The sequence below is a fragment of the Microbacterium natoriense genome (assembly GCF_030816295.1).
Taxonomy (GTDB): domain Bacteria; phylum Actinomycetota; class Actinomycetes; order Actinomycetales; family Microbacteriaceae; genus Microbacterium; species Microbacterium natoriense_A.
In genome coordinates this window covers 265,630-287,758 of record NZ_JAUSXV010000001.1, presented here as the reverse complement: position 1 = coordinate 287,758, position 22,129 = coordinate 265,630, and the positions used below count along the sequence as shown (strand labels likewise).

Here is a 22,129-nt window from a genome sequence, read left to right as displayed (position 1 = left end):
CGATCGTGCCGCGGTCAGCGGAGGTCGCGCCGCAGGGGAACGACGACGGCCACGACGATGGCCGCTGCGGCGTACGCCAGGAGGACGAGGCCTCCACCGAGTGCGCTGAGGCCTGCGGGCGGTGCCGCCGCGGGGAGTTCGGCCGAGAGCGCGTCGCGGAGGAACGTGAAGTCGGTCAGGGCGGAGGTCGCGCCGCCCGGCAGGTACGGGTAGATCCGGTTCACTCCCGGGATGAGCATGAGCACGTACTCGATCACGTAGAAGTACCCGAGTGTGACGCCGATCGCGATCAGCTGGTGACGGGCGAGGGCGCCGATCGCGACGCCGATGATCATGTAGATCGCGGCCGCGAGCGCGAGCCGGACGAGGAGGGGGGCGAGATCGCTCCACGGCATCCCCAGAGTCTCACCGCGGAGCGCCGCACCGCCGGCGACGGACGCGGCCGCAGACGTCGACGCGATGACGCCGTAGCTGAGGCCGAGCAGCGCGTAGACCGCCAGCTTGGCGAGCACGACACCCACACGGCGAGGGGCGAGAAGGAAGGTCGTGCCGATCGTGCGGTGCCGGTACTCCGAGGTGACTGCCACCGTGCCGATCAGCGCCGGGATGAACAGGAGCACGGAGGTGAGGCTCAGCAGCATCTCCACGCCCGCGGCGGTGTCGAGCCCCGGCAGGGGAGGATTGGCGTTCTCGGGACCGATGACGGCGAGGAGGCCGGGCAGGACGCCGCCGCACAGAGCTGCGGTGACGAGAGCCCACCAGACCAGACGGGTGGCGAACAGTCGGCGGATCTCTGCGTGGATGAGGGCGATCATGACGTGTGCTCCAGCGAAGGGGTGGCGGGTTCGGGGTGTCGAGTGGCGCGGAGGAAGGCGTCTTCCAGGGTTCCGCCGTCGGCGACGAAGTCGGCGAGTGGGCCTGCCCAGGCGATGCGGCCCCGATCGATGAGAGCCAGTTCGTCGATGCACTGCTCCAACTCGGACAGCACGTGACTCGACAGCAGGACGGTGCCTCCGCGGCTGGCGAAATCGCGGAGGAAGGAGCGCAGCCAGGCGATCCCCGCTGGGTCGAGGCCGTTGGACGGTTCATCGAGGACGAGCACCTGCGGGTCGCCGATCAGGGCGTTCGCGATTGCGAGGCGCTGCCGCATGCCCGTCGAGAACCCGCGGATGCGGCGGTCGAGGAATCCGGCGATGCCCGTGATCTCCGCCACCTCGTCGATGCGGTGACCGCGGATGCCGGCGAGGGCGGCGCTGACACCGAGGTGCGCCCTGGCCGTCATCGCCGGGTGTGCTCCTGCGATGTCGAGGACCGCGCCGACCGTGTGGGCAGGCCTGGGCAGGTCGCGGTAGCGGATCCCGCCGAGGAGGGCGTCGCCGGAGTCGGGTCTGGTGAGTCCGAGCAGCATGCGGAGGGTCGTCGATTTGCCGGCGCCGTTGGGTCCCAGAAACCCGGTGACCCGGCCGGGCTCGGCCCGGAACGTGATGTCGTCGACGGCCGTCACGTCGCCGAACCGCTTCGAGATTCTGCGCACCTCGATCCGCACGGCATTCGCGTCGGTGGGGGCAGGGTTCATCTCGGCTCCTCAGGTAGTCTTCGTATGAGAACGATGCGAATGTTCTCACACTGAGAATAATGAATCGAGGGCCGATGCGCAAGACGACGCCTATCGCCGATGTGATCATGCATCCCGTGCGGATGCGGATCATCCAGCAGATCGGAGCGCGCGAGCTGACCACGACCGCGCTGCGCGAGACCCTGCCCGACGTCTCGACGGCGACGCTCTACCGTCATGTGGCCGCGCTCGTCGACGCCGGCATCGTCGCGGTGGTCGGGGAGCGGAAGATCCGTGGTGCGGTCGAACGGACGCTCGCCCTCGGAGAGCGGATGGCGCACGTCGATCGCGAAGAACTGCAGGCGATGGACGCCGAGCAGCTGCGTCGAGCCTTCCTCACGTACCTGGGTCAGGTCGCCGAGCGCTTCGATGAGTCACTGTCTTCGGATGACGCGCGGGCGCGGGACTACCTCGGATTCGGCATGACCCAGCTGCACGTCACGACGGACGATCTCGCCGATCTGCAGGCGCGCCTCGGCGAGATGCTCGCCCCGTACCTCGACCCGGACCGGCAGGGCACGAGAGCGGTCACGCTCGCCACGATCTTGTTGCCCTGACCGCGACCGGTGACGTTCGCGGAGGTCCCGCGATCAGGCGTCCTGCTTGGCGTAGGTTCCGCGCACGAGCGGGGCCGGGTCGGCATCCGCCGGCACCGCCGTATCGAGCGCGACTTCGAGGCGTTCGCCGTCGCGGCGCAGCTGCATGATCGTGCGTCCACGGGCGGAGCGGCGGTCGAGCACGAGTGTGTCGTCGTCCCAGACGGCGGAACCGGGAGTCTCTGGAACGAAGCCGTAGGAGTCGAACCACCAGAATCCCGTGCCGACGATCACCGCATGTGCGAGCAGATGCCCGCTGTCCTGAAGCTCCACATAGTCGATCAGGATGCCGTCGGGGCCAGGTTCGACGGTGAGGGCGCCGCGCGCCCTGCCCGCGGCCGTCCAGGCGGTCGGGAAGAGTTCTTCGTCGCCCGACCAGTCGCCGAGCAGGGCCGCGTATCGCGGATCAGGGGTCATGTCATCGAGACTATGCCGGGTGCGGCCCCGTGTTCCACATGCTGCACGAGCTCAGTCGCCGAGAGGCCGTCCCTCCGTGGCGACCACATGGTTGTACAGATGATTGTTGCGGGTGTCGCGCATCGCGCCGCGAAGGAAGAGCGGAAGCAGGGCGTCGCGCACGATGACCGCGAACTTCGACGAGGTCACGGTCTTCTGTCTGCTGATGGCGCGCGCGTAGGCGACCACTTCCTCCGCCCGGCGGCGGCGGATGGACTCGTAACGAGCGAAGGCGCGCTCGTGATCCGGCTCGTCACGCAGGCACATGGCGAGGACTGCCGCGTCCTCGAGGGCGAGGGACGCTCCCTGCCCGGCGCTCGGAGATGTCGCGTGCACGGCGTCCCCGACCGTTACGACCCGACCGCGATGCCAGTGCGGGACGTGGGGCAGCTCGTAGATGCCGTAGACGCCCACCGCGCCGGTCGCGGCGTCGAGGATCTGCGGCACGGGGTACGGGTCGTCGGCGTGCATCGTGCGGAGCTCGTCGAGCCAGGCCTCGTCGGGCACAGCCCGGATCTCGTCGCGGTCGATCTCGGCCCTGGCGGGATTCGCGAACCAGTAGACCGTGCCGTCGTCTCGCACGAGATAGCCGAAGAATCCGCGGGCGCCGAAGACCATGTGCTGCGTGAGAGGCGTAGGCGCAAGGCCGTCGACCCGGGCGAACCCGCCGATGCTGAGCAGTCCGCTGTAGTCCGGGTCCGGCGCGGCGGGATCGATCCATCGTCGTGTCGGCGAGCCGATGCCGTCGCAGCCGATCAGGATGTCGCCGGTCGCGCTCGTGCCGTCTGCCAAGTAAGCGGTGACGCCTGCATCCGACTGCTCGATGCGTTCGAGACGTGCGTCCCATCGGAAGCGGATGCCGGCGGCATCCGTCGCCTCGCGCAAGACGCTGTTCAGCCATTCCCGCCGCACCACGACGCTTCCTCGTGCCGGCTCTCCGGCGGGGCCGTTGGGCACCGTGCCGAGCTTGCGGCCGCGTCCGCTCCATATCTCCATGTACGGGCTCAAGTGGCCGTCGGCGAGGAGGCGATCGCGCAGGCCCAGGGTTTCGAGCACCGCGAGGCCGTTCGTCGCGACGTTGAGGAACAGTCCGCCGAACGCATCGGGGGCTGATCTGGCCTCGAAGATCTCGACCGCCCAGCCCGCGCTCTGCAGGAAGAGGGCGGCGGCGGGTCCTGCGACTCCGCCGCCGATGATGAGCGCTGTGGGCATCGGTCCGGCCTTTCGATAGTCTGGAAGGAGACAGAGAGTCTCGAAGAAAGAGTCTCTCGATAATAGAGAGGTTATCAGATGACCGACGGATCTGCGCGCCGTTCTGCCGCGATCGCGCGTCAGGGTGAGGCGATGCAGGAGTTCATGGCGCGCGCGGTGCTGTTCCAAGACGCCGTCGCCCGGTCGGTCGGCCTCAACGGCACCGACCTGCAGGCTGTGGGGCTTCTCATGAGCTCCGGGCCGGCGACGCCCGGCGAACTCGCCGCACGAACCGGCCTCACCGCCGGTGGAGCCGTCACCGCCATGATCGATCGGCTCGAACGCGCCGGGTATGTCACCCGCACGCGGGACGACGCCGATCGTCGGCGTGTGATCGTCACGGCCAACCCCGAACCGGTCCTCGCGGGCGTCGGCCCGGTCTACGCCAGGGTCGCGCAACGCTGGAACGAGTATCTCGCCACGCTCACCGACGAACAGATCGAGTTCGCGGGCGACCTGCTGGCCGAGGCCGCCGAGATCAACCGCGAACAGATCGAGGCGCTCCGCGGGACCGGGCGGGGCTGACCTCGGGCGGCGGGCGTCGGGCGCCGTCCGTTCCGGATATCCCCCGGAGAGTGTCGGGTTTCCTGCATTCCGGTGGCCGGGCCGGTCTTCGTAGAGTGCGTGGTGCGAGGGACTTCTCGCGCCCCGAGCCGACGGACAGAGGCCACCGATGACATCCCTCCCCGCCCACCGCGCGACCGGACGATCGGTCGTCGTCGACGTCACCTGGTTCTTCGCGATCGCGATCGCGCTGTGCTTCGCGCTCTCGGTGCCGATGGTGTTCCGGCTCGTGCCGACGGATCTCTACAACCTGATCACCCCGATCATGCAGCTGACCCCGTTGCTCGCCGCCATCATCATGTGGCTCGCGCGAAGGCCGGGCACGTTCCGCGAGACCTTCGCCACAGGATGGCGGGGCGCACCGAAGTGGCTCGGGATCGGCATCGGCCTCATAGCCGCGATCGCCGCGATCCAGACGGCCATCGCCGTGTCATCCGGAATCTGGCCGCTGAACCCGGTCGACGAGATCCTGGCCGCGTCGGTGTGGATCATCCCGGTGTTCGTCATGCAGTCGGTCTTCGCGATCGGCGAGGAGTTCGGATGGCGTGGCTGGTTGGCGACTCGTGCGGCATCGTGGGGATTCTGGCGTCTCGCCCTCGTCAGCGGTCTCGTCTGGATCGTCTGGCACCTTCCGGTCCTCGCCGTCATCGGGGATCGGCCCCTCTGGGACATCGTCATCTACTTCGCGGGCATGCTGCCGTGGGCCCCTCTGCTGCTCGCGCTCCGCTGGCGCTCCGGCAGCGTCTGGCCCGCCGTCCTGACGCACGGAGCAATCAACAGCATCCGCGTGTTCCTGCTGCAGTCCGTACCGAACGCCACCGATCATCTGCTCATCGAGGTGATCGGCTGGGCGCTCACGCTCGCCGCCGCCGCGTGGCTGATGCGCAAGGGCGGAGCGATGGTCGTGCACGATCGCTGATGAGCTGAGCATCGGATGCGGCGACGAAGCGGCTACGGTGGTTCGACGCAGAGTGAATCCGCCGTGTCACAGACTTGGAGATCGCAATGGGGTACTTCGACCAGTTGCCCGGGGAGTCCCGCGAGGACTTCGTCCGCCGCTTCAGCAGTCGACCGGGAGTGGTCGCCGACGGCGTCACGCTGGTCGATCTCTACAACCGGATCGCAGCGCTGGAACGGCGCGTCGCGCAACTCGAGAGCAGGGGAACGACGCCGTGAGCGATCCCATCTCGAGCCTGCTCGCCAGTGGCGCCGACCAGGTGGCGGCGCGGGTCTTCGCCGACGTGTTCACCCACGACGCGCCGTCTCCTCAGCCGTTCAGAGAGGTTCGCGCGCGACTGACGGCGCTCGCCGGAGCGACAGAGCGACGCCGGTTCCTCACGACCAGCGCCATGGCCGAGCCTGCATACGCCGGTGGGCTGGAGGTCGTGCTGCTCTGGGAACGAGCCCTTCTGGCGGCCCGCATCTCCTCGGGAGATCAGGGACTGTTCATCGTTGTGCTCCGCGAGGGCGAGGCGGCGCGGGCGAGCGGCGACGCGTACACCGCCGCACTCTCGAGGCTCCTGGAGTCGCGGAGACGCTGAGTCCGCCCATTTGCCTTCGAGCGCGCTTCACTCTCTAGCGTGGCGGACATGGACACAGCACAGCGACACAAGACATGGCTCATCACCGGGGCCGGCTCGGGACTGGGACGAGCCCTGGCAGAGGCCTCGCTCGAGGCGGGGGATCAGGTCGTCGGCACGGGCCGTCGTCCGGAGCGGATGGATGATCTCGCTTCGCACTACCCCGACCGCTTCTCCGCTGTCGCACACGACGTGCGTGACACGGAGGGAGCGGCGGCGGTCGTGGCGCATTCGGTCGCCCGGTTCGGCGGCGTGGACGTCCTGGTCAACAACGCGGGAGTCGGCCAGGTCGGCGCCGCGGAAGAGGTCACCGGCGATGAGCTGCGAGACATGCTCGATCAGCACCTGTTCGGTCCCGCCGCCTTCGTGAGAGCCGTCCTCCCCGGGATGCGCGAGGCGGGATCCGGCGCCATCGTGCAGATGAGCAGCCAGGGTGGGCGCATGTCGTTCCCCGCTGTCGGCAGCTACTCCGCCGGGAAGTTCGCGCTGGAAGGATGGTCGGAAGCTCTGGCGGGTGAAGTCGCGCCGTTCGGCATCCGGGTGCTGATCGTCGAGCCGAGCCGCTTTCGCACGCGGTTCAACGCGGGCGACGTGCTTCGCTCGGCCACGCAGAACACCGCGTACGACGGGGTCATCGCGGCCGTGCGCGCCGACATGGCGGGCGCCGACGGACAGCAGGAGGGCGATCCGGTCAGGGCTGCCTCGATCATCCGGCGGGTTCTTCAGGAGCCCGATGCGCCGCTGCGGCTCGCGCTCGGGGCCGAAGCCGTGAGGAATCTCACGACCGCCCACGATCGGAGTCTCGCCGAGATCCGGAAATGGGCCGAACTCAGCGCATCCGCTGACTTCCCCGGTCAGGGCCCCGCTGCCCGGGCGTTCTGACGGAAGTAGGGTGTGGGAATGGCGACCGCTGACCTGATCGAACGCATGCTCGCCGAGCCGCACGCGTCATCCGCCTCGGCCATCGACGCCTTGCACACGCTTCTCGACGACTCGACGGTCGAGGAGACCTCTGCGCGCCTCGGAATCGCCGAGGCGGCGGAGCTGCTCGGTCAGTCCCCGCACACGCTCAGATACTACGAGCGGGAAGGGCTCGTGCGTCCCTCCCGGAACTCGTCGGGATACCGCGAGTACTCCGCGCCCCACCTGCGCCGACTCGTCTTCCTCATCCGGATGCGGGTGTCGGGCATGACCATGAGCGACCTGCGTCACTACGTGCAACTAGTCGAGCGCGGCGTGGAGACGATGCCCGAGCGGCGGCAGATGATGATCGATCAGCGAGACCGCATCTCGCGGCAGCTGGAGGAGCTGACGCTCGCACTGGCGACCACCGACTACAAGATCCGCTCCTACGACGGCGCGCCGTGAGGCGGGGGCTGCGCACGCCATCCGCCGTCAGGAGACGCGCGCTCTCCTGATGGCGTCGCGGTCCCACACGATCCCGAGGCCCGGAGCATCCGACGTCTCCGCACGTCCGTCGACGATCCGCACCTGTTCGCTGGTGAGCGTCCGCAGTTGCGGGATGTGCTCGAGGTAGAGGCCGTTCGGTATTGCCGCGACCAGCGGAAGGTGGAGTTCCATGAGGAAGTGCGGGGCGACGTCGACGCCGAATGCTTCGGCGAGGTGCGCCACCTTGAGCCAGGGCGTGATGCCGCCGATCCTCGCGACATCGACCTGCACGATCGACGCGGCGCCCCGTTCGAGGTAGTCGCGGAACCGCCCGATCGAGTACAGGCTCTCGCCGACCGCGACCGGAATCGTCGAGCGTTGTGAGAGAGCCGCGTGACCGCTCACGTCGTCGGCGTGCAGAGGCTCCTCGAACCAGTACAGGTCGACCTCTTCGAAGAGACGCGCTCTCCGGACGGCCTGGGCGACCGTGAAGGACTGGTTCGCATCGACCATTATGTCGAAGGCGGGGCCGACGGCCTCACGGACCGCGCGCAACCGGTCGAGGTCTTCATGCGGGTCTGGTCGTCCGACCTTGATCTTGACACCGGACAGCCCTCTCGCCTTGGTCGCGAGGGCTTGGGCCACCAGTTCCTCTTCGCTCAGGTGCAGCCACCCGCCCTCGGTGTCGTATACAGGGATCGACCGGTCCGCGCCGCCCGCGAGCTTCCAGAGCGGAACACCCGTGCTCCGCGATCGCGCATCCCACACCGCGGTGTCGACCGCGGCCAGGGCGAGGGCGGCGATGACGCCTCCGGTCGTCGAGCGGATCGCGGCGAAACAGGATCGCCAGACGGCCTCGGGGCGGTGCGCATCCTGCCCGAGCAGCAGGGGCAGGATCGTGCTCTCGAGGAGGGCGAGCACGGATGTCCCGCCCATCCCGATCGTGTAGCTGTAGCCGAGACCCTGCACGCCTGTGGCGGTCGTGATCTCGACGAAGATCGTCTCCTGCTTCAGGAAAGCCTGGATCGCGTCCGTGCGGACCGTCTCGACGGCGATGTCGCTGATCCAGGCTCGCGCCGCTACGATCGGATCGCCTGCGGAGGGAGTGCTCGTCATCCGCTTTCCTCACTTCTCTGGGGTGTCCGGGGCATCCGGGGGCGGGCTGCACGGCCCGCCCCCGGACGGATCACTTGACCTTCTTGACCGTGTACTCGAAGACGTCGGTGCGCAGCACGTCTCCCGAGGTCTTCACGATCGTGATGGTGTGCTCCTTGTCGCGCAGACCATCGGCCGTGAAGACCTTCTGGCCGGTGACGCGCGTGTCGGCGTGCGTGTCGACGGTCTCGACCTTGACGCCGTCGATGTAGACGTCGGCGGTGCCCTGGTCGGGGCCCTTCGCCGTGATCCACGACACCGCGGTCCCGCGGAACGTGAACGACACCGAGGCGCCGTCCTCCGTCGTCGCATGGACGTCGCTGTGGCGGTCGCCGCGGAAGGCGAAGTCCAGCGTGGCGTCGCCCACCGGCAACGTGGCGAGGAACGACGACCTGATGGTCACCGTGCTGCCGCTGAGCTCGTAGTCGGTTCCCCGCTCGAGCGCCTCGCCGTTCACGGAGACGTCGCTCAGCTCGCCTGGATCGCGCAGCACGTCGACGACGACATCTGCGGGGTCGGCCTTGTTGAACGCGCCCGAGGTCGTGCTCAGCAGGCTGTCGAGCGTCACCACGAGCTTGTCGAGGAGCATGAACGATCCCGACTTCTTCACGACGCGCAGCGTGTGGCTTCCACTCGCAAGGCCCGAGGCGCCTGAACACGGTCTGCTGCACGCCACGTCCTTGCGCGGGGTCGAGGTAGGTGCTCACGGTCTGCACGAACTGCCCGTCGAGGTAGATGTCGACGTCTCCTTGCGACTCATGCTTCTCGGTCACGAAGTCGATCCCGGTGCCCTGGAACGCGTACTCGAAGAAGGCGCCGTTCGCTTCGGCGTAATGCACATCATCGGCGTGGTCGCCGAGGCCGCGGTTGTTGCTGTAGCCCCAGTTGCCCGTGTACGTGATGCCGGGCGCGTTGTCGTTCACCGTCACCGTGCGTCCCGTCTCCGGCGGGTTCGGCTGGCCACCACCGGGGGTATCGGTGACCGCGACCGTGAACGGCTGAGTCGTCGCGGCGACCTCGGCCCCGCCGTTGCGGGTCCACTGTCCGTCGTAGGCGACTCGGAGGGAGTCGTCGTTCACCGCGAGCTTCGACTTCTTCGCCGGGGTCACGGTGAGCAGTCGCACACCGTGGATCGGCACGTCCTCGGCGGTGAACGAGCCGTCGAAGCCGCCGAGGTTCTTGCCGGCCCAGAGATCGCGCACCGTGGCGGACCCGGTGAGGCCGAAGTCGGAGAACGACGCCGTGACGTCGGCTTCCGTGCGGCCGAGGTTGTAGAGCGCGACGGTGTACGTGCCGTCGGTGTTCAGCGAGTACCAGACCTGCTGCTTGGTCGCCGTCGACACCGGCTGCGCGGGAACGCCTGCCTGGTCGACCGCGATGACCTCGGGGTTCGTGAGCAGCTTGAGCCCGAATTCGTCGAGGTTCGTGAGGTCGTTGCCCAGGTACATGGGCGCGGCCGACATGGCCCACAGCGTCGTCGCCGTGCGCCGTTCGTCGCGGGTCAAGCCATCCATGGTGCCGTTGCCCACATTGAGTGAGTCGAGATCGTTCCATCCCGCAGGGCCGCCGTGCCGCCACCACTCCGCGGTGCGGGGGAAGAGCCGAGCGATGTTGTCCCAGGTCGTCAGCGCCTCCTTCTCGCAGTAGCACTCGACGTCCCAGTCCACGCGCCAGCCGTCCGCGTACTGCTTCCAGTAGTCGGCGTAGTTGATGTCGACCGCCCAGGACAGCTCGAACCAGATGCCGTTGCGCTTCAGCGCCTGCGACCAGGCGGCGACATCATCGCGCGCGTCGAGGGACAGATCGCTCACTCCGGAGCCAGGGGTGACGCTGTCGAACTTCAGGAAGTCCACGCCCCACTCGCCGAGCAGATCGGCGATCGAGTCGATGTACTTCTGGCTGCACGGGTTGGAGAAGTCGAGACGGTAGCCGATGCCCCAGTAGTCTCCCTGCTGCAGCGGACGCTTCAGGATGTCGTTAGTCGTGCAGCCCGGCGCGTTGTGGATCGGGTAGGCGGCTTCTGCGATCTGCAGGCTCACGCCGGGGATCAGATACAGCCCGAACTTCTGCCCGTTGGCGTGGACATGGTCGATCACCGCGTCGAGACCGTCCGGGTACAGGGTGGCGCTCGGCAGCGGGCGTCCGTAGTCGTCGACACCGTCGTTCCAGCCGGCGTCGACGTTGATGTACTCGTAGCCGAAGTCCTGCAGCTTGTCGTGCATCGCGTCGGACTGCGCCGTGATCTGGTCGGCGGTGATCCACTTTCCGTTGCCGGAGTACACCTGCATGCTGTAACTGCTCCAGCCCATGTAAGGCTTCGAGGAGAGTTCCGAGACACCGTCGTCGGCGACGACCGCCGGCGGGGTCACCGGCGCTGCCGATTTCTCGGGCTGTGGGACAGCGGTCTGCTCGGGCCCGGACGACGGCGTCGCCTGCGGCGTGGGGGTCGCGTCAGCCGGCGGAGTGGTCTCAGGAGCCGACGTCGCCTGCCGGGTCGTGGTGGCGGAATCCGTGGGTGACGGAGTCGGGGTCTCGCCGCTCGATCCGGTGGCCCAGGAGGCACCGGGGGTGAGCGTGAGTGCGAGCACTGCTGCGGCGACGGCCGAGGTGAGCGTGAGCGCTCGCCGTCCGGATGGGGGATTATGCATGGCTTCCTCTCGTACGCGACGTCTCTGTCGCGGGGCGAAGTTACTTTCCGGCGTTAACTAACCACAGGGCGCACGTATCGCGCAAGGGCGAGAACCTGAAAGGGTCAGGCGCTCGCGCGCACGTGGATGAGCATGGCCTGCTGCGGATTGAGGGTTGGCAGGGGGATGCCGGCATCCGCGAGCAGGGTCCCGGGCATGCGCACCGAGGACTCGGCCGCGAGCGCCACCCATGCCGGATCGTCGCCCTGGTGGCGGCTCGCCGCCCCGAGGTCTTCGCGGACGGACACCAGATAATCGCGTTCGCGGTCGAGGCCGGGGAGGCGGATCCTGCCCGACTGCCCTGGTGTGGAGGTGACGAAGCGTGCCCAGGTGAAGAGCGCTTCGCCGCCGTCCTCCGAGACGATGCCGGACAGCGCCGTCGCGTCGTCGGCCAGGTCGGCGTTGACGATCCTGCCGCTGTGCAGCAGGGCGCGGAACTCGCGGTACATGGCGCTCCAGTGGGCGATGAGCGCCAGCTGCTCGTCATCCACGGCCGTGAGGTCCTGCTCGATGCCCGCGTGCGCAGTGAGCGCGATGCCCAGCCGGAAGGACAGATCGGTTCTCCGGGCCGTCGTGTGCGATCGATCGGCGCCCAGGTGCGATCCGATCAACTCCGGCGGCACGATCGTGCGCGTCCACCGTTCGATCTGCGCCCGCTCGACCGGATCGTTGCAATCGGAGGCCCAGACCCGGTCGGTCCGATCGAGGATCCCGAGGTCGATGCGGCCGCCGCCGCCGGAGCAGGTCTCGATCTCTAGGTGCGGATGACGTCGTCTGAGTTCGTCGAGCAGCCGATACAGCGCGAGAGTCTGCCGGTGCACGCTCGGCCGGTCGCCGTCACGGCCCCGGCTCACGGCCTCGAGCAGATCGCGGTTGTGATCCCACTTGAGGTAGTCGATTTCGTGCAGTCGCACGAGGTGGTCGATGCGTTCGAGCAGGTACTCGTACGCCTCCGGGTTCGCGATGTCGAGGACGTGCTGCGAGCGGGACGCCGGCCCCAGACCCTGCCTCGGACCGAGAACCCAGTCGGGGTGCTCCCGCGCCAGGTCGGAGTCGAGATTGATCATCTCGGGCTCGAACCAGAGCCCGAACTGCATCCCGTGCGCGCGCACGACCTCCACGAGAGGAGCGAGTCCCTCCGGCCAGACATCCTCATCGACGAACCAGTCGCCGAGTCCGGCATCCGCCTGGCGCCGCCCCCGGAACCAGCCGTCGTCGAGGACGATCCGCTCGACTCCGACGGATGCCGCGCGCTCGATCAGCGCGGTGAGTCGATCGAGGTCGTGGTCGAAGTACACCGCCTCCCAGGTGTTGAGGACGAGCGGGCGCGGGGAGCGCGGGTGCGACGGTCGTGCTCGCAGGCGGCGGTGGAGGCGATCGGTGACGGCATCCAGTCCGCGGTTCGACCACACGAAGAGGGCGGTCGGCGCGTCGTATCGTTCCCCGTCGTCCAGGATGATCTCGCCGGAGTGCAGGGCCTCTCCGGCGCCGAGCGCGGCCGAGAGCGCGCCCGCGCCCTCGGGCAGGCGCTCGGCCAGGTACCGCTGATCTCCGCTCCAGGCGAGATGCACCGCCCACAGTTCGCCGTGGCCGAAGCCGAAGCCCGCCGTGCCGCAGGCGAGGAGGAAAGGGGAGTCATGTCCGGGCTTGCCGCGATGCGCGGTCCGCAGGTGTGTGCCGAACCCCAAGGGCGAACGCTGCGGCGATCTCTCGCGACACCACTTGCCCGTGAAGTCGAGGATCTCGGTGGCGCGGTCGGGAACGGGCAGGAGCGCGATGAGGCCATCGAGCGTGTACGGGATCGCGCCGCTGAGCGGGCTGAGTCCTGCATCCCTCACGAGGGAGAGGTCGACGGAGAGCACCCCGAAGCGGTCGAGCCGGTAGCGGACCTCGGTGCGGATGCCGGTGATCTCATCGGCGAACTCGAGCGTGATCGAGCCTCCGTGCCCTGTGGTGGACGTGTCGACGCTGTGGCCGGTGAGGCGAGGACGTGGCGTGGTCGCCCGCCCCTGCGCGTTGCCCGATATCGCAGGTATCCCCGACCAGCCCTCGAACTCCGTCGGCAATACCGAGAAGTCTCGTGGCGAGTCGGGCGAATTGTTCAGCAGCGCGGGAACGGCGGTGAGGGCGAGTGCGCTGGTGAGTTCGCCGACCGGCTCGCCGAGATCGGCGCCCCAGTGCAGGACCCGGGGGAGAGGTTGAGCGAGCTCGAGGATGAAGGCGACACCGTCCGCGCGGAGCGCGACGACATTGTCGGCACTGGTGTTCATGGATGCAGGCCTTCCGGTATTACTTGACAACGTCAATAAATCATGTTTGCGAGAAGGGTGCAACCCGCAGCCGTCGCGTCCGGGCGGGACTGCCCGGGGCGGTGCCGAGTGAGAAGCCGAAGTCCCCGCCACCCGCTCATCGGAAGAGCCCCGACGGCGGGACCGACTTCGCGGAAGTGTTTGCATTTTGCGCTCGGCATGATTATATTACGGCGTAAAGTAACTCTGCCCGGAGGGCGACCATGAAGCTCACTGCTGAGCGCACATCCACACACGAGGCTCCGACGACGAGTCCGCGCATCGTCACCGCACGGTCGCGGTTCCGTCGCAGCCTGCGTCGCTATTGGCAGCTCTATCTGCTGCTGCTCCTGCCGGTGATCTGGTTCATCGTGTTCCGCTACGTTCCGATGGCCAACGCGATCATCGCCTTCAAGAACTACAACCCGATCGACGGAGTGTGGGGCAGCCCCTGGGTCGGCCTCGACAACTTCGCGGCGCTCTTCCGCAACCCGGTCTTCCCGCGTCTCGTCGGCAACACCGTCGTCCTCGCGGGCTACACGCTGATCGCGAGCTTCCCGCTCCCGATCATCCTGGCCCTCGCGCTCAACGAGGTGCGGCTGCGATTCTTCAAGCGGACAGTGCAGCTCGTCACATACGCCCCGTACTTCATCTCGACCGTCGTGGTCGTCTCCATGACGATCCTCCTGCTGTCACCGCGTGTCGGCCTACTCGGGCGCACGCTCAGCTTCTTCGGCGCCGGTCAGGTCGACCTTCTGGCGGATGCCGACTTCTTCCGCCACATCTACGTCGCGACGGACATCTGGACCACAACGGGCTATTCCGCGGTCATCTACCTCGCAGCCCTCGCCTCGGTGGACGTGTCGCTCTACGAGGCCGCCAAGATCGACGGCGCCACACGGTTGCAGAAGATCTGGAACGTCGACGTGCCGGCGCTCCTGCCCACGGCGACCATCATCCTGATCCTGGGCGTCGGCAACATCATGGCGATCGGATTCGAGAAGGCGTTCCTGCTGCAGAACGCGCTCAACCTCTCCACCTCCGAGATCATCCCCACATACGTCTACAAGACCGGCATCCTGAACGCGAACTTCAGTCTGGGGGCCACGATCGGCCTCTTCAACGCGCTGATCAGCCTCGTGCTGCTGCTCGTCGTCAACGGCGTGTCCAAGCGAGTGACAGGAAGCGGGCTGTGGTGACTGTTCTCCGCAATGAAACCCTCCTCACAGAGGAGATCGTCGTTCCCGAAGCGGGGAGGGGCGGACGCCGACGCGGGGGGCCCGCGCGCGGCGTGAAGGTCAAGGAGACCAGGACCGATCGGGTGTTCATCGCCGCGGCCTACCTCCTGCTCACGGTGTTCCTGCTCGTGGTGCTGCTGCCGCTGCTCAACATCCTGGCCAGCTCCTTCTCCAGCCCGCAGGCGGTCTCCTCGGGGCGAGTGCTGTTCTGGCCCGTGGACTTCACGTTCCGCGGGTACACAGAAGCTCTCAGCAACCCCGCGATCATCACGGGCTTCGCGAACTCCATCTTCTACACGGTCGTCGGCACCCTGATCAGCGTGCTCGGCACCGTGGCGATCGCCTATCCGCTGTCACGCAACAACCTCTTCGGGCGCAAGGCGGTCACCGCAGGCGTCGTGTTCACGATGCTGTTCAGCGGCGGCGTGATCCCGATGTACCTCGTGGTGCAGTCGCTCGGCCTGCTGGATACGCGATGGTCGATGCTGCTGCCGAACGCGATCGGCGTCTGGCAGGTCATCATCGCGATCGTCTTCTTCCGCAGTTCGATACCCGACGAGGTGTACGAGGCGGCGCAGCTCGACGGCGCCAGCGAGCTGCGGATCCTGTGGACGGTCGTGCTGCCGCTCGCCAAGCCGTTGCTCGCGGTGATCGCGCTGATGTACGCGATCATGCAGTGGAACTCCTATTTCGACGCTCTGCTCTATCTCCGCAGCGCCGACCTTCAGCCGCTTCAGCTCGTGCTGCGCGGGCTGCTCGTCCTGAACGACGTCGGCGGCGGCGGCGACGTCGCCGAGCAGCTCCGTCGCCGCGAACTCGCGGATCTGCTCAAGTTCTCGACGGTCGTGATCGCGACCGTGCCGATGCTGATCGCCTACCCGTTCGTCGCGAAGTACTTCACCAAGGGGATCATGATCGGCGCCGTAAAGGGCTGATCCCCCCCCGTTCACACCCGACACCCACCAGAATGAACCGGCCAAAGGAGTCACCGGCTATGAAACACAGCATCATCCGCGTCGTCGCGGCAGCGACAGCAGTCGCGACGACGGCACTCGCGCTTTCCGCCTGCACCTCGCCCAGCGACGACGACAACGGCAAGCTCGTCGCCTTCGGGCCTCAGGGAGACAACGGATCGCTCGCGGACAACCTGTTCACGCAGCAGGTCGAGAAGAAGTTCGACATCGACTTCGACTGGCAGACCACCACCTACGACGGCAGCGTGGCTGGCGAGAAGCGTCAGGTGTCGCTGGCGAGCGGCGACTACCCCGACGCGTATTTCCTCGTGCCGTGGGTCGACGCCTTCTCGCGCAGCGAGATCCTGAAGTACGGCCAGCAGGGCGTGCTCGTGCCGCTCGACGACCTCATCGACGAGTACGCACCCGCCTTGAAGGAGCGCTTCGAGGAGAAGCCGGACTGGAAGGAGTCAGTCACGGCGCCTGACGGTCACATCTACGCGATCACCCAGTGGAGCGAGTGCTTCCACTGCAGCTATCCGTCGAAGCTGTGGATGAACACCACGTGGCTGGACAAGCTCGGGCTCGCGCAGCCGACGACCACCGAGGAACTCCGTGACGTTCTCAGGGCGTTCAAGGAGAACGATCCGAACGGCAACGGCGTGCAGGACGAGGTGGCGCTGAGCGGATCATCGACGCAGCCCATCATCAACTATCTGATGAACGCATTCACCTACGCGCCGTACACGAGCCCGTCTACTCCCCCTGGACTCGTGATGGACGGCGATGACGTCACGCTGGCCGCGGCGTCGGACGGCTGGCGGGAAGGGCTGAAGTACATCACGTCGCTCGCCGACGAGGGACTGCTCGACAAGGCGGCGTTCACCCAGAACGCCGAGGCGCTCAAGGCGCTCGGCGACAATGCGGATGCCGAGGTCCTCGGCGCCGCGGTCGATCTGCACCCGTACGACTTCGTCACGGCCGACTCCCCGGACGGCCGCGACAAGAACTACGACGCGGTCGCCCCGCTCGCAGGTCCCGACGGCACGCAGCTGGCCACCTGGCGCTCGCCCGTCAACCCGCTCGGCATGTTCGCGCTGACGAACAAGTCGACCGAGGAGGAGCGCATCAAGGCGATCAAGGTCATCGACTACCTGGTCACGGACGAGGGCGATCGGCTGGGCGCCATGGGACCCGAGGGCGAGGCGTGGGTGCCCGCGGAGGCGGGGGATGTCGCGCTCGACCCGGAGCTCGAGCCGACCTTCAAGCCGCTCACATACGACGAGACGTCGAATGCGTCATGGCGTTCGATGGGGCAGTACTGGGACTCGCTCGAGTATCGCAACGCGCAGGTCGTGCCCGAGGACGTCTACTCGCCCTCCGGCTACGAGCGCCGTCTGCTCAACGCGACGCTGGAGTACGATCCGTTCAAGCCCGACGAGAGCATCCTGTTCCCCGTCGAGAAGCTGTGGCCGGACCTCGACAGCGCGGCCGAGCTCGCTGACCTGCAGACCAACATCACGAACTACGTGACCCAGGCGCAGGCCGAGTTCGTGACAGGGCAGCGCGACGTGAACGACGACGCGGCGTGGGACGCGTATCTCTCGGACCTCGACGGGCTGGGCCTGCCGCGATACCTCGAGATGATGAAGAAGCTCTACGACGCCATCTGACCCCCGACACGGCACTGCCCGGGACTCTGAAGGGTCCCGGGCAGTGCCGTGTCGGCGTCAGCAGGCGAGCGCAGCAACGGCTGCGGGCTCAGCGCACGAGCGACTGGATCGCCGCCGCTGCGGCTCCGCGGGCCCAGTCCTGGAAGGTGTGCGGGCGGGTGACGATGCGGCAGCGCGCGGCGGCGCCGAAGGCATGCGCCTGGAATGCGTCGCGCAGCGTCTCCTCGAAGAGGTCGAAGTCTGACACGCCCTCGCCGCCGATGATGACGACTTCAGGGCCGGTGAGGTTCACGAGCGTGGCGATCGCGGTGCCGATGATCCGCGCCGCCTCGCGGAAGGCCGCGTGCGCGCCGGGATCGCCGGCGTGGGCCAGCCGCACGGCTTCGTCGATCCTGATGCGGCGTCCGTGCGCACGCGACACCGCGGACTCGATGGCCCCGGTGGACGCGGCAGCCTCGACGCAGCCGCGGCGGCCGCAGGGGCACACGAGCTCGGGGCTCGCGAGCGGGAGGTGGCCGATCTCGCCGGCGACTCCGTACGCGCCGGTGACGACCTCGCCGTTGAGGTGAAGCCCGCTGCCGATGCCGCGCCCGATCGTGACGATCGCGAAGGATGCCGTTCCGAGACCCATGCCGAACCAGTGCTCGCCGACGGTGAGCGCGTGCACGTCGTTCTCCAGCGTCACGGGCCAGCCGAGTCTTTCGCCGAGCATGTCGCCCAGCGGCACATCGGTCCACCCCATGAGGGTGGACTCACGGACGATACCTGTCGAGGTGTCGACGTCGCCGGAGACGGACACGCCGACGCCCGCGATCGAGGGAGCCTTGTCGCCGATCTGGTCGGAGAGGGAGGCCACCACCTCGAGGATGGCGCCGACGACCGTGTCGGGATCGCTCGCGGTCAGGGTGCGCCGTTCGTCGACGAGGATCCGGGTGGAGAGGTCGGTGGCCACTGCGATCACTTCGTCGACGTTGACCTTGATCCCCAGCATGACCATGGCTCCGCGCACGATCGACACCGGGCTCACGGGGCGTCCTGGCGTGCCATCGCGCTGAGACACCGGCGGGGCGTCGACAAGGCCCGCGGCCACGAGGGGGGCGACGGCCTTGGTGACCGCGGCCTGCGACAGGCCGGTCTGGCGGGCTATGTCGATGCGGCTGATCGGGCTCTGGGTCAGGATCGTCGCGAACACCTTCGATCCGGCATCCGAGGCGGAGCGGATGAGGGTCGTTCGTGCTGCGGTTTCGTGATCCATCAGGTCCCTCGGTCTCTGTCGGTCATCGTAGCGAATCGGCGAGCGACCGCGGGGCGAGCCGGGCGGCGGCGAATTCGAGGGCGTTCTCCTCGTCGAGGTCACCGCCCGCCTCGTGCCCGTTGTACGGCCACAGCACGATCTGCTTCTCGCCGCCGTAGGCCGTGAACGCGGGCAGCACGGTCTCGGGCGGCGCGATGCCGTCGAGCAGGCCTGTGCTGAGGAGGGCAGGCGCGCTGGCCCGCTTGGCGAGATTCACACCGTCGAAGTACCGCAGAGTGTCGAGAGCGGCGGCGGCATCCTCTCGGCGGTCTGCGAGGTACTGGGTCAAGAGCGCGTACGGGAACTCGGTGCTGAGGACTGCGGCCCGGTCGAGCTCGCACAGGAAGGGTGCCTGGATGATCACGGCCGAGAGGTCGGGCACGAGACCCGCCATCGCCAGTGCGATCCCTCCGCCCTGGCTCGCGCCGACGACGCCGACCCGCGAGGGGTCGACCAGCTCGAGCGTGCGCAGCGCCTCCACGGCGCGCACCGCGTCGGCGAACACCCTGCGGTAGTAGTACTCCTCAGGAGAGCGGATGCCGCGGGTGAGGAAGCCGCCCGCTGAGGGGCCACCCGATGGGTGGTCGTCGTCGGTGTGGCCGTGACCCTGCCCGCGGGCGTCGACGACGAGATGGGCGTACCCCGCCGATGCCCAGCGCAGATCGCGGAGCGCGTGGCCGCGACCGTTGCCGTAGCCGAAGAACTGCACGAGACCCGGCAGGGGGCCCCTGGCTCGGGCCGGAACCCGCAGCCAGGCGTGGATGGGCGTCCCGCCGAAACCGCGGAACGTGACGTCGAAGACCTCGAGCTGAGTCAGGAGCGTGGGATGCGGCGTCAGGGTGACGTCGAGCGGGAACCCGCGGGTCACCGCAAGAGTGTCCGCCCAGAACGCGTCGAAGTCGGCCGGCTCGGTCTGCGTCGTCGGCACATCGACGATCGAGAGGTCACCGCGCATGGAGCGCACCTCCCTGTGCTGCGGCCGGCGTACGGAAGTCCGCAAGCAGAAGCTCTGTCGACGCCCCGGCGGCGAGTTCGACCGCGATCCGATTCCCTCCATGCTCGACGGTGACCGTGCGCTCTGTGTCGGAGAGGTTCTGCAGATGCGCGGAACTCAGCCGTCCACCGCCCCAGGTGAGGGCGACGGCGAGCGCCGTGCGTGCGCGGACACCCTGCACTTCGCCGCGTTCCCAATCGGACGGCAGCGCGGGCAGCAGACGCACGACGCCGTCATGACTCTGCACGAGCATCTCCGCGATCGCTGCGGGGAAGCCGAGGTTGCCGTCGATCTGGAACGGCGGATGCGTGCTGAACAGGTTCGGCAGCAGCCCACCCCATTCCGAGCCGTCGACGGGGCCGTGCCGAGCGGCATCCCCTTCGAACGGGGCGAGCGCCTCGGCGAGGAGGCCGGCGGCGGCATCCCCGTCTCCGATCCGCGCCCGCAGCGCGACCTTCCAGGCCCACGACCAGCCCATGGCTCCGGTGCCCCGAGCGTCGAGCAGTCGCACCGATGCGTCGAACAGCTCGGGCGTCCGCTTGCGGGTGACCAGGTCGAGCGGGTAGAGCGCGACGAGCGGGGTCATGTGCCGGTGCAGCGGCTCCACCTCCTCGACTTCCGCAGACCACTCGCGCAGGCGCCCGTCGTCGCCGATCCCGACGGGGGTGAGGCGTGCGAGCGCGCGTTCGAGCTCCGCAGAGATCGGATCGTCGATGTCCAGCACTTCGACCGCATGGAGCGCACGTTCGAAGAGCGCGCGGATCAGAAGCAGATCGGATGCCGAGGTCAGACCGAGTGCGGTCGGCGCGCCGTCCGCGGCGAAGAACGAGTTCTCCGGGGATGTGGAGGGGGAGGTGCGCAGCATCCCCTCGGCGTCCTCGACCAGCCAGTCGAGACAGAACTCCGCCGCCCCGCGCAGGAGAGGCCAGATGCGCGCGCGCAGCAGGTCGAGGTCTCCGGTGAACTCGTAGGCGTCCCACAGATTGTGGGTGAGCCACACCCCGCCCATCATCCAGATCGCCCAGCTGGGTGCGCCGTGTCCACCGCCGACCGGGAGGCTCCAGCCCCACAGATCGCTGTTGTGGTGAGCCACCCATCCACGGGCGCCGTAGAGGGTGCGTGCGGTGTCGGCGCCCGTGCGGGCGAGGTGCTCGACGAGAGCGATCAACGGTTCGAAGGCGTCGACAGCGCCGAGCAGGGGCGCGGCCCAGTAGTTCATCTGCGTGTTGATGTTGATCGTGTAGTTCGACGACCAGGCGGGCCGAAGCTGGTCGTTCCAGATGCCCTGCAGGTTCGCCGCGGGTCCGCCGGCGCGTGAGCAGGAGACGAGCAGATAGCGCCCGAACTCGGCGATCACCGTGGCACGGAGCTGCGGGTCGTCCCCGTGCAGGACGTCGCGATGCACGTCCCAGGTGCCTTCGCGCCGCCCGCCGATCGCGAAGCGAGTCGGGGTGAGGCTCCGGTGGTCGGCGATGTGGTCGGCGAGCAGATCCGTCGCCTCGCATCGAGCCGCGGCGTCCGCTCTCGTGCGGGCGAGCCCGCGGATCGCCTCTCTGGGGACCGTGCGCCAATCGCCCTCGGGCTCGGCCCACCAGGATTCTGCGCGTGTCCCTGTGGACAGCGCGATCAGCACTCGGCGGGCACCGTGCACCGTCAGGCCGGATGCTGTCCGCTCGGCGATCCCGTCGGTGCGCAACGAGGCGGCGACGGCCGCGAAGGCGTCGTAGGCCGCATCCTGATCCGCATAGCGCAGCGGCTCGTCGACCTGCTCTTCGTGAAGGGGAGCTCCGTCGATGGGAAGTAGCACGTCGAGCGTCAGCCCGTGCCGCGTCGCGTCTTCGGGCTCGCCATCGAGCCGACGAAGTGGCGTGGTCAACTCGATCGTGACGTCGAACGCGGAATCCGCGGTGAGCTCCACGACGAGTCCCTGGGCGGGAGCCGACACCCACGACCGTCTCCGGACCACACCGGACGGGGTGCGCAACGACTCCGTCAACACGGCCTCGTCGAGATCGAGCACTCGCGCCTGGTCGCCGTCTCCGGTTCCGGACACAGCGACGAGCAGGTCGGCGAGCGGGAGGAACTCCTGAGAGTACGGCCCCTGGAACGCCATCAGCAGCCGTTCGGCCGTGCGGACGTCGCCGGCGTCGAGAGCGGCGCGGACGTCGGCCAGCCGCTGCGGTCCCGCTCCGGCGGCGACCACCTGCGCAAGCGACAGCGCAGGGCCGTCCGGCGTGCCGGACCACACCGTGGCGTCGTTGATCTGGAACCTTCCGGATGCTCCGCCGAACGCCATCGCGCCGATGCGGCCGTTGCCGAGCGGCGTCGCCTCCTCCCAGCGTGCGGCGGACGTAGCCCAGGAGAGGCGGAGGGTCTCGGTCATCGAAGGTCCCTGT

The 22,129-nt window shown here is 68.2% G+C and carries 20 protein-coding genes and 1 pseudogene; 10 read left to right on the top strand and 11 right to left on the bottom strand.

The genetic code is table 11. From position 1 onward, the window contains the following. Positions 1-14: 14 nt before the first annotated feature. On the bottom strand, positions 15-815 hold the full coding sequence (locus QFZ53_RS01330) for an ABC transporter permease (protein ID WP_307292670.1): 801 nt from the start codon (positions 813-815) through the stop codon (positions 15-17). Continuing rightward, positions 812-1,576 carry an ABC transporter ATP-binding protein gene (locus tag QFZ53_RS01325; protein ID WP_307292668.1) on the bottom strand — a complete coding sequence of 255 codons (765 nt, stop codon included), beginning with the start codon at positions 1,574-1,576 and terminating at the stop codon, positions 812-814. The genes QFZ53_RS01330 and QFZ53_RS01325 overlap by 4 nt, the downstream gene beginning before the upstream one ends. A 59-nt stretch (positions 1,577-1,635) precedes the next feature. On the opposite strand from QFZ53_RS01325, the gene QFZ53_RS01320 reads away from it, so the two are divergent. After that, positions 1,636-2,172: a helix-turn-helix domain-containing protein gene (locus tag QFZ53_RS01320; protein ID WP_307292666.1), complete on the top strand. Its 537-nt coding sequence runs from the start codon at positions 1,636-1,638 to the stop codon at positions 2,170-2,172. 33 nt (positions 2,173-2,205) lie between these two features. Here QFZ53_RS01320 and QFZ53_RS01315 read toward each other — a convergent pair whose 3' ends face one another. Both QFZ53_RS01315 and QFZ53_RS01310 read right to left on the bottom strand, forming a co-directional pair. Further along, a complete protein-coding gene (locus QFZ53_RS01315; protein ID WP_307292664.1) occupies positions 2,206-2,628 on the bottom strand; it encodes a hypothetical protein in 423 nt (140 codons plus the stop codon). A 51-nt stretch (positions 2,629-2,679) separates the two neighbouring features. After that, positions 2,680-3,879: an FAD-dependent oxidoreductase gene (locus QFZ53_RS01310; RefSeq protein ID WP_307292662.1), complete on the bottom strand. Its 1,200-nt coding sequence runs from the start codon at positions 3,877-3,879 to the stop codon at positions 2,680-2,682. A gap of 78 nt (positions 3,880-3,957) precedes the next feature. On the opposite strand from QFZ53_RS01310, the gene QFZ53_RS01305 reads away from it, so the two are divergent. The 6 genes from QFZ53_RS01305 (at position 3,958) to QFZ53_RS01280 (ending at position 7,430) form a co-directional block, all read left to right on the top strand. Continuing rightward, a complete protein-coding gene (locus QFZ53_RS01305; RefSeq protein WP_307292659.1) occupies positions 3,958-4,443 on the top strand; it encodes a MarR family winged helix-turn-helix transcriptional regulator in 486 nt (161 codons plus the stop codon). Positions 4,444-4,591: 148 nt separating this feature from the next. Then, entirely contained in the window at positions 4,592-5,401 is an 810-nt protein-coding gene (locus tag QFZ53_RS01300) for a CPBP family intramembrane glutamic endopeptidase (RefSeq protein ID WP_307292658.1), read from the top strand. Between the two features lie 86 nt (positions 5,402-5,487). Continuing rightward, on the top strand, positions 5,488-5,658 hold the full coding sequence (locus QFZ53_RS01295) for a hypothetical protein (protein WP_292904729.1): 171 nt from the start codon (positions 5,488-5,490) through the stop codon (positions 5,656-5,658). Then, on the top strand, positions 5,655-6,023 hold the full coding sequence (locus QFZ53_RS01290; protein ID WP_307292654.1) for a hypothetical protein: 369 nt from the start codon (positions 5,655-5,657) through the stop codon (positions 6,021-6,023). The genes QFZ53_RS01295 and QFZ53_RS01290 overlap by 4 nt, the downstream gene beginning before the upstream one ends. A 48-nt stretch (positions 6,024-6,071) precedes the next feature. Next, positions 6,072-6,944 carry an SDR family NAD(P)-dependent oxidoreductase gene (locus QFZ53_RS01285; RefSeq protein ID WP_307292653.1) on the top strand — a complete coding sequence of 291 codons (873 nt, stop codon included), beginning with the start codon at positions 6,072-6,074 and terminating at the stop codon, positions 6,942-6,944. 18 nt (positions 6,945-6,962) lie between these two features. Beyond that, a complete protein-coding gene (locus QFZ53_RS01280) occupies positions 6,963-7,430 on the top strand; it encodes a MerR family transcriptional regulator (RefSeq protein ID WP_292904735.1) in 468 nt (155 codons plus the stop codon). Positions 7,431-7,457: 27 nt separating this feature from the next. Here the strand turns inward: QFZ53_RS01280 and QFZ53_RS01275 are convergent, their stop codons facing one another. The 4 genes and pseudogenes from QFZ53_RS01275 to QFZ53_RS01260 all read right to left on the bottom strand — a co-directional run bounded on the left by QFZ53_RS01275 (position 7,458) and on the right by QFZ53_RS01260 (position 13,563). Continuing rightward, on the bottom strand, positions 7,458-8,567 hold the full coding sequence (locus tag QFZ53_RS01275; RefSeq protein ID WP_307292651.1) for a mandelate racemase/muconate lactonizing enzyme family protein: 1,110 nt from the start codon (positions 8,565-8,567) through the stop codon (positions 7,458-7,460). 70 nt (positions 8,568-8,637) lie between these two features. Then, positions 8,638-9,195, bottom strand: a complete 558-nt coding sequence (locus QFZ53_RS01270; RefSeq protein ID WP_307299329.1) for a X2-like carbohydrate binding domain-containing protein — start codon at positions 9,193-9,195, stop codon at positions 8,638-8,640. A 580-nt stretch (positions 9,196-9,775) separates the two neighbouring features. After that, positions 9,776-10,828: pseudogene (locus QFZ53_RS01265) on the bottom strand (glycoside hydrolase family 27 protein); the annotation flags it as partial. 530 nt (positions 10,829-11,358) lie between these two features. After that, the gene (locus tag QFZ53_RS01260; RefSeq protein WP_307292649.1) at positions 11,359-13,563 is read right to left on the bottom strand and encodes an alpha-galactosidase; all 2,205 of its coding nucleotides are present in this window, start codon (positions 13,561-13,563) and stop codon (positions 11,359-11,361) included. Positions 13,564-13,805: 242 nt separating this feature from the next. Here QFZ53_RS01260 and QFZ53_RS01255 point away from each other — a divergent pair, with 242 nt between their 5' ends. From QFZ53_RS01255 to QFZ53_RS01245, 3 genes are read left to right on the top strand one after another with little or no spacing between them, the layout of a single operon-like run. Further along, the gene (locus QFZ53_RS01255) at positions 13,806-14,780 is read left to right on the top strand and encodes an ABC transporter permease (protein ID WP_307292647.1); all 975 of its coding nucleotides are present in this window, start codon (positions 13,806-13,808) and stop codon (positions 14,778-14,780) included. Further along, entirely contained in the window at positions 14,774-15,754 is a 981-nt protein-coding gene (locus QFZ53_RS01250; protein WP_307292646.1) for a carbohydrate ABC transporter permease, read from the top strand. The genes QFZ53_RS01255 and QFZ53_RS01250 overlap by 7 nt, the downstream gene beginning before the upstream one ends. A 59-nt stretch (positions 15,755-15,813) precedes the next feature. Continuing rightward, the gene (locus tag QFZ53_RS01245) at positions 15,814-17,445 is read left to right on the top strand and encodes an extracellular solute-binding protein (RefSeq protein WP_307292645.1); all 1,632 of its coding nucleotides are present in this window, start codon (positions 15,814-15,816) and stop codon (positions 17,443-17,445) included. Between the two features lie 88 nt (positions 17,446-17,533). On the opposite strand, the gene QFZ53_RS01240 is transcribed toward QFZ53_RS01245, so the two are convergent. The 3 genes from QFZ53_RS01240 to QFZ53_RS01230 are packed head-to-tail and all read right to left on the bottom strand — an operon-like array spanning position 17,534 to position 22,116. Next, positions 17,534-18,700, bottom strand: a complete 1,167-nt coding sequence (locus QFZ53_RS01240) for an ROK family transcriptional regulator (RefSeq protein ID WP_307292644.1) — start codon at positions 18,698-18,700, stop codon at positions 17,534-17,536. Positions 18,701-18,722: 22 nt separating this feature from the next. Next, positions 18,723-19,694, bottom strand: a complete 972-nt coding sequence (locus QFZ53_RS01235) for an acetylxylan esterase (RefSeq protein ID WP_307292643.1) — start codon at positions 19,692-19,694, stop codon at positions 18,723-18,725. After that, positions 19,684-22,116 (bottom strand): glycosyl hydrolase family 95 catalytic domain-containing protein, encoded by a 2,433-nt coding sequence (locus QFZ53_RS01230; protein ID WP_307292642.1) that lies wholly within the window; start codon positions 22,114-22,116, stop codon positions 19,684-19,686. Before QFZ53_RS01230 ends, QFZ53_RS01235 begins: the two co-directional genes overlap by 11 nt. Positions 22,117-22,129: the final 13 nt, after the last annotated feature.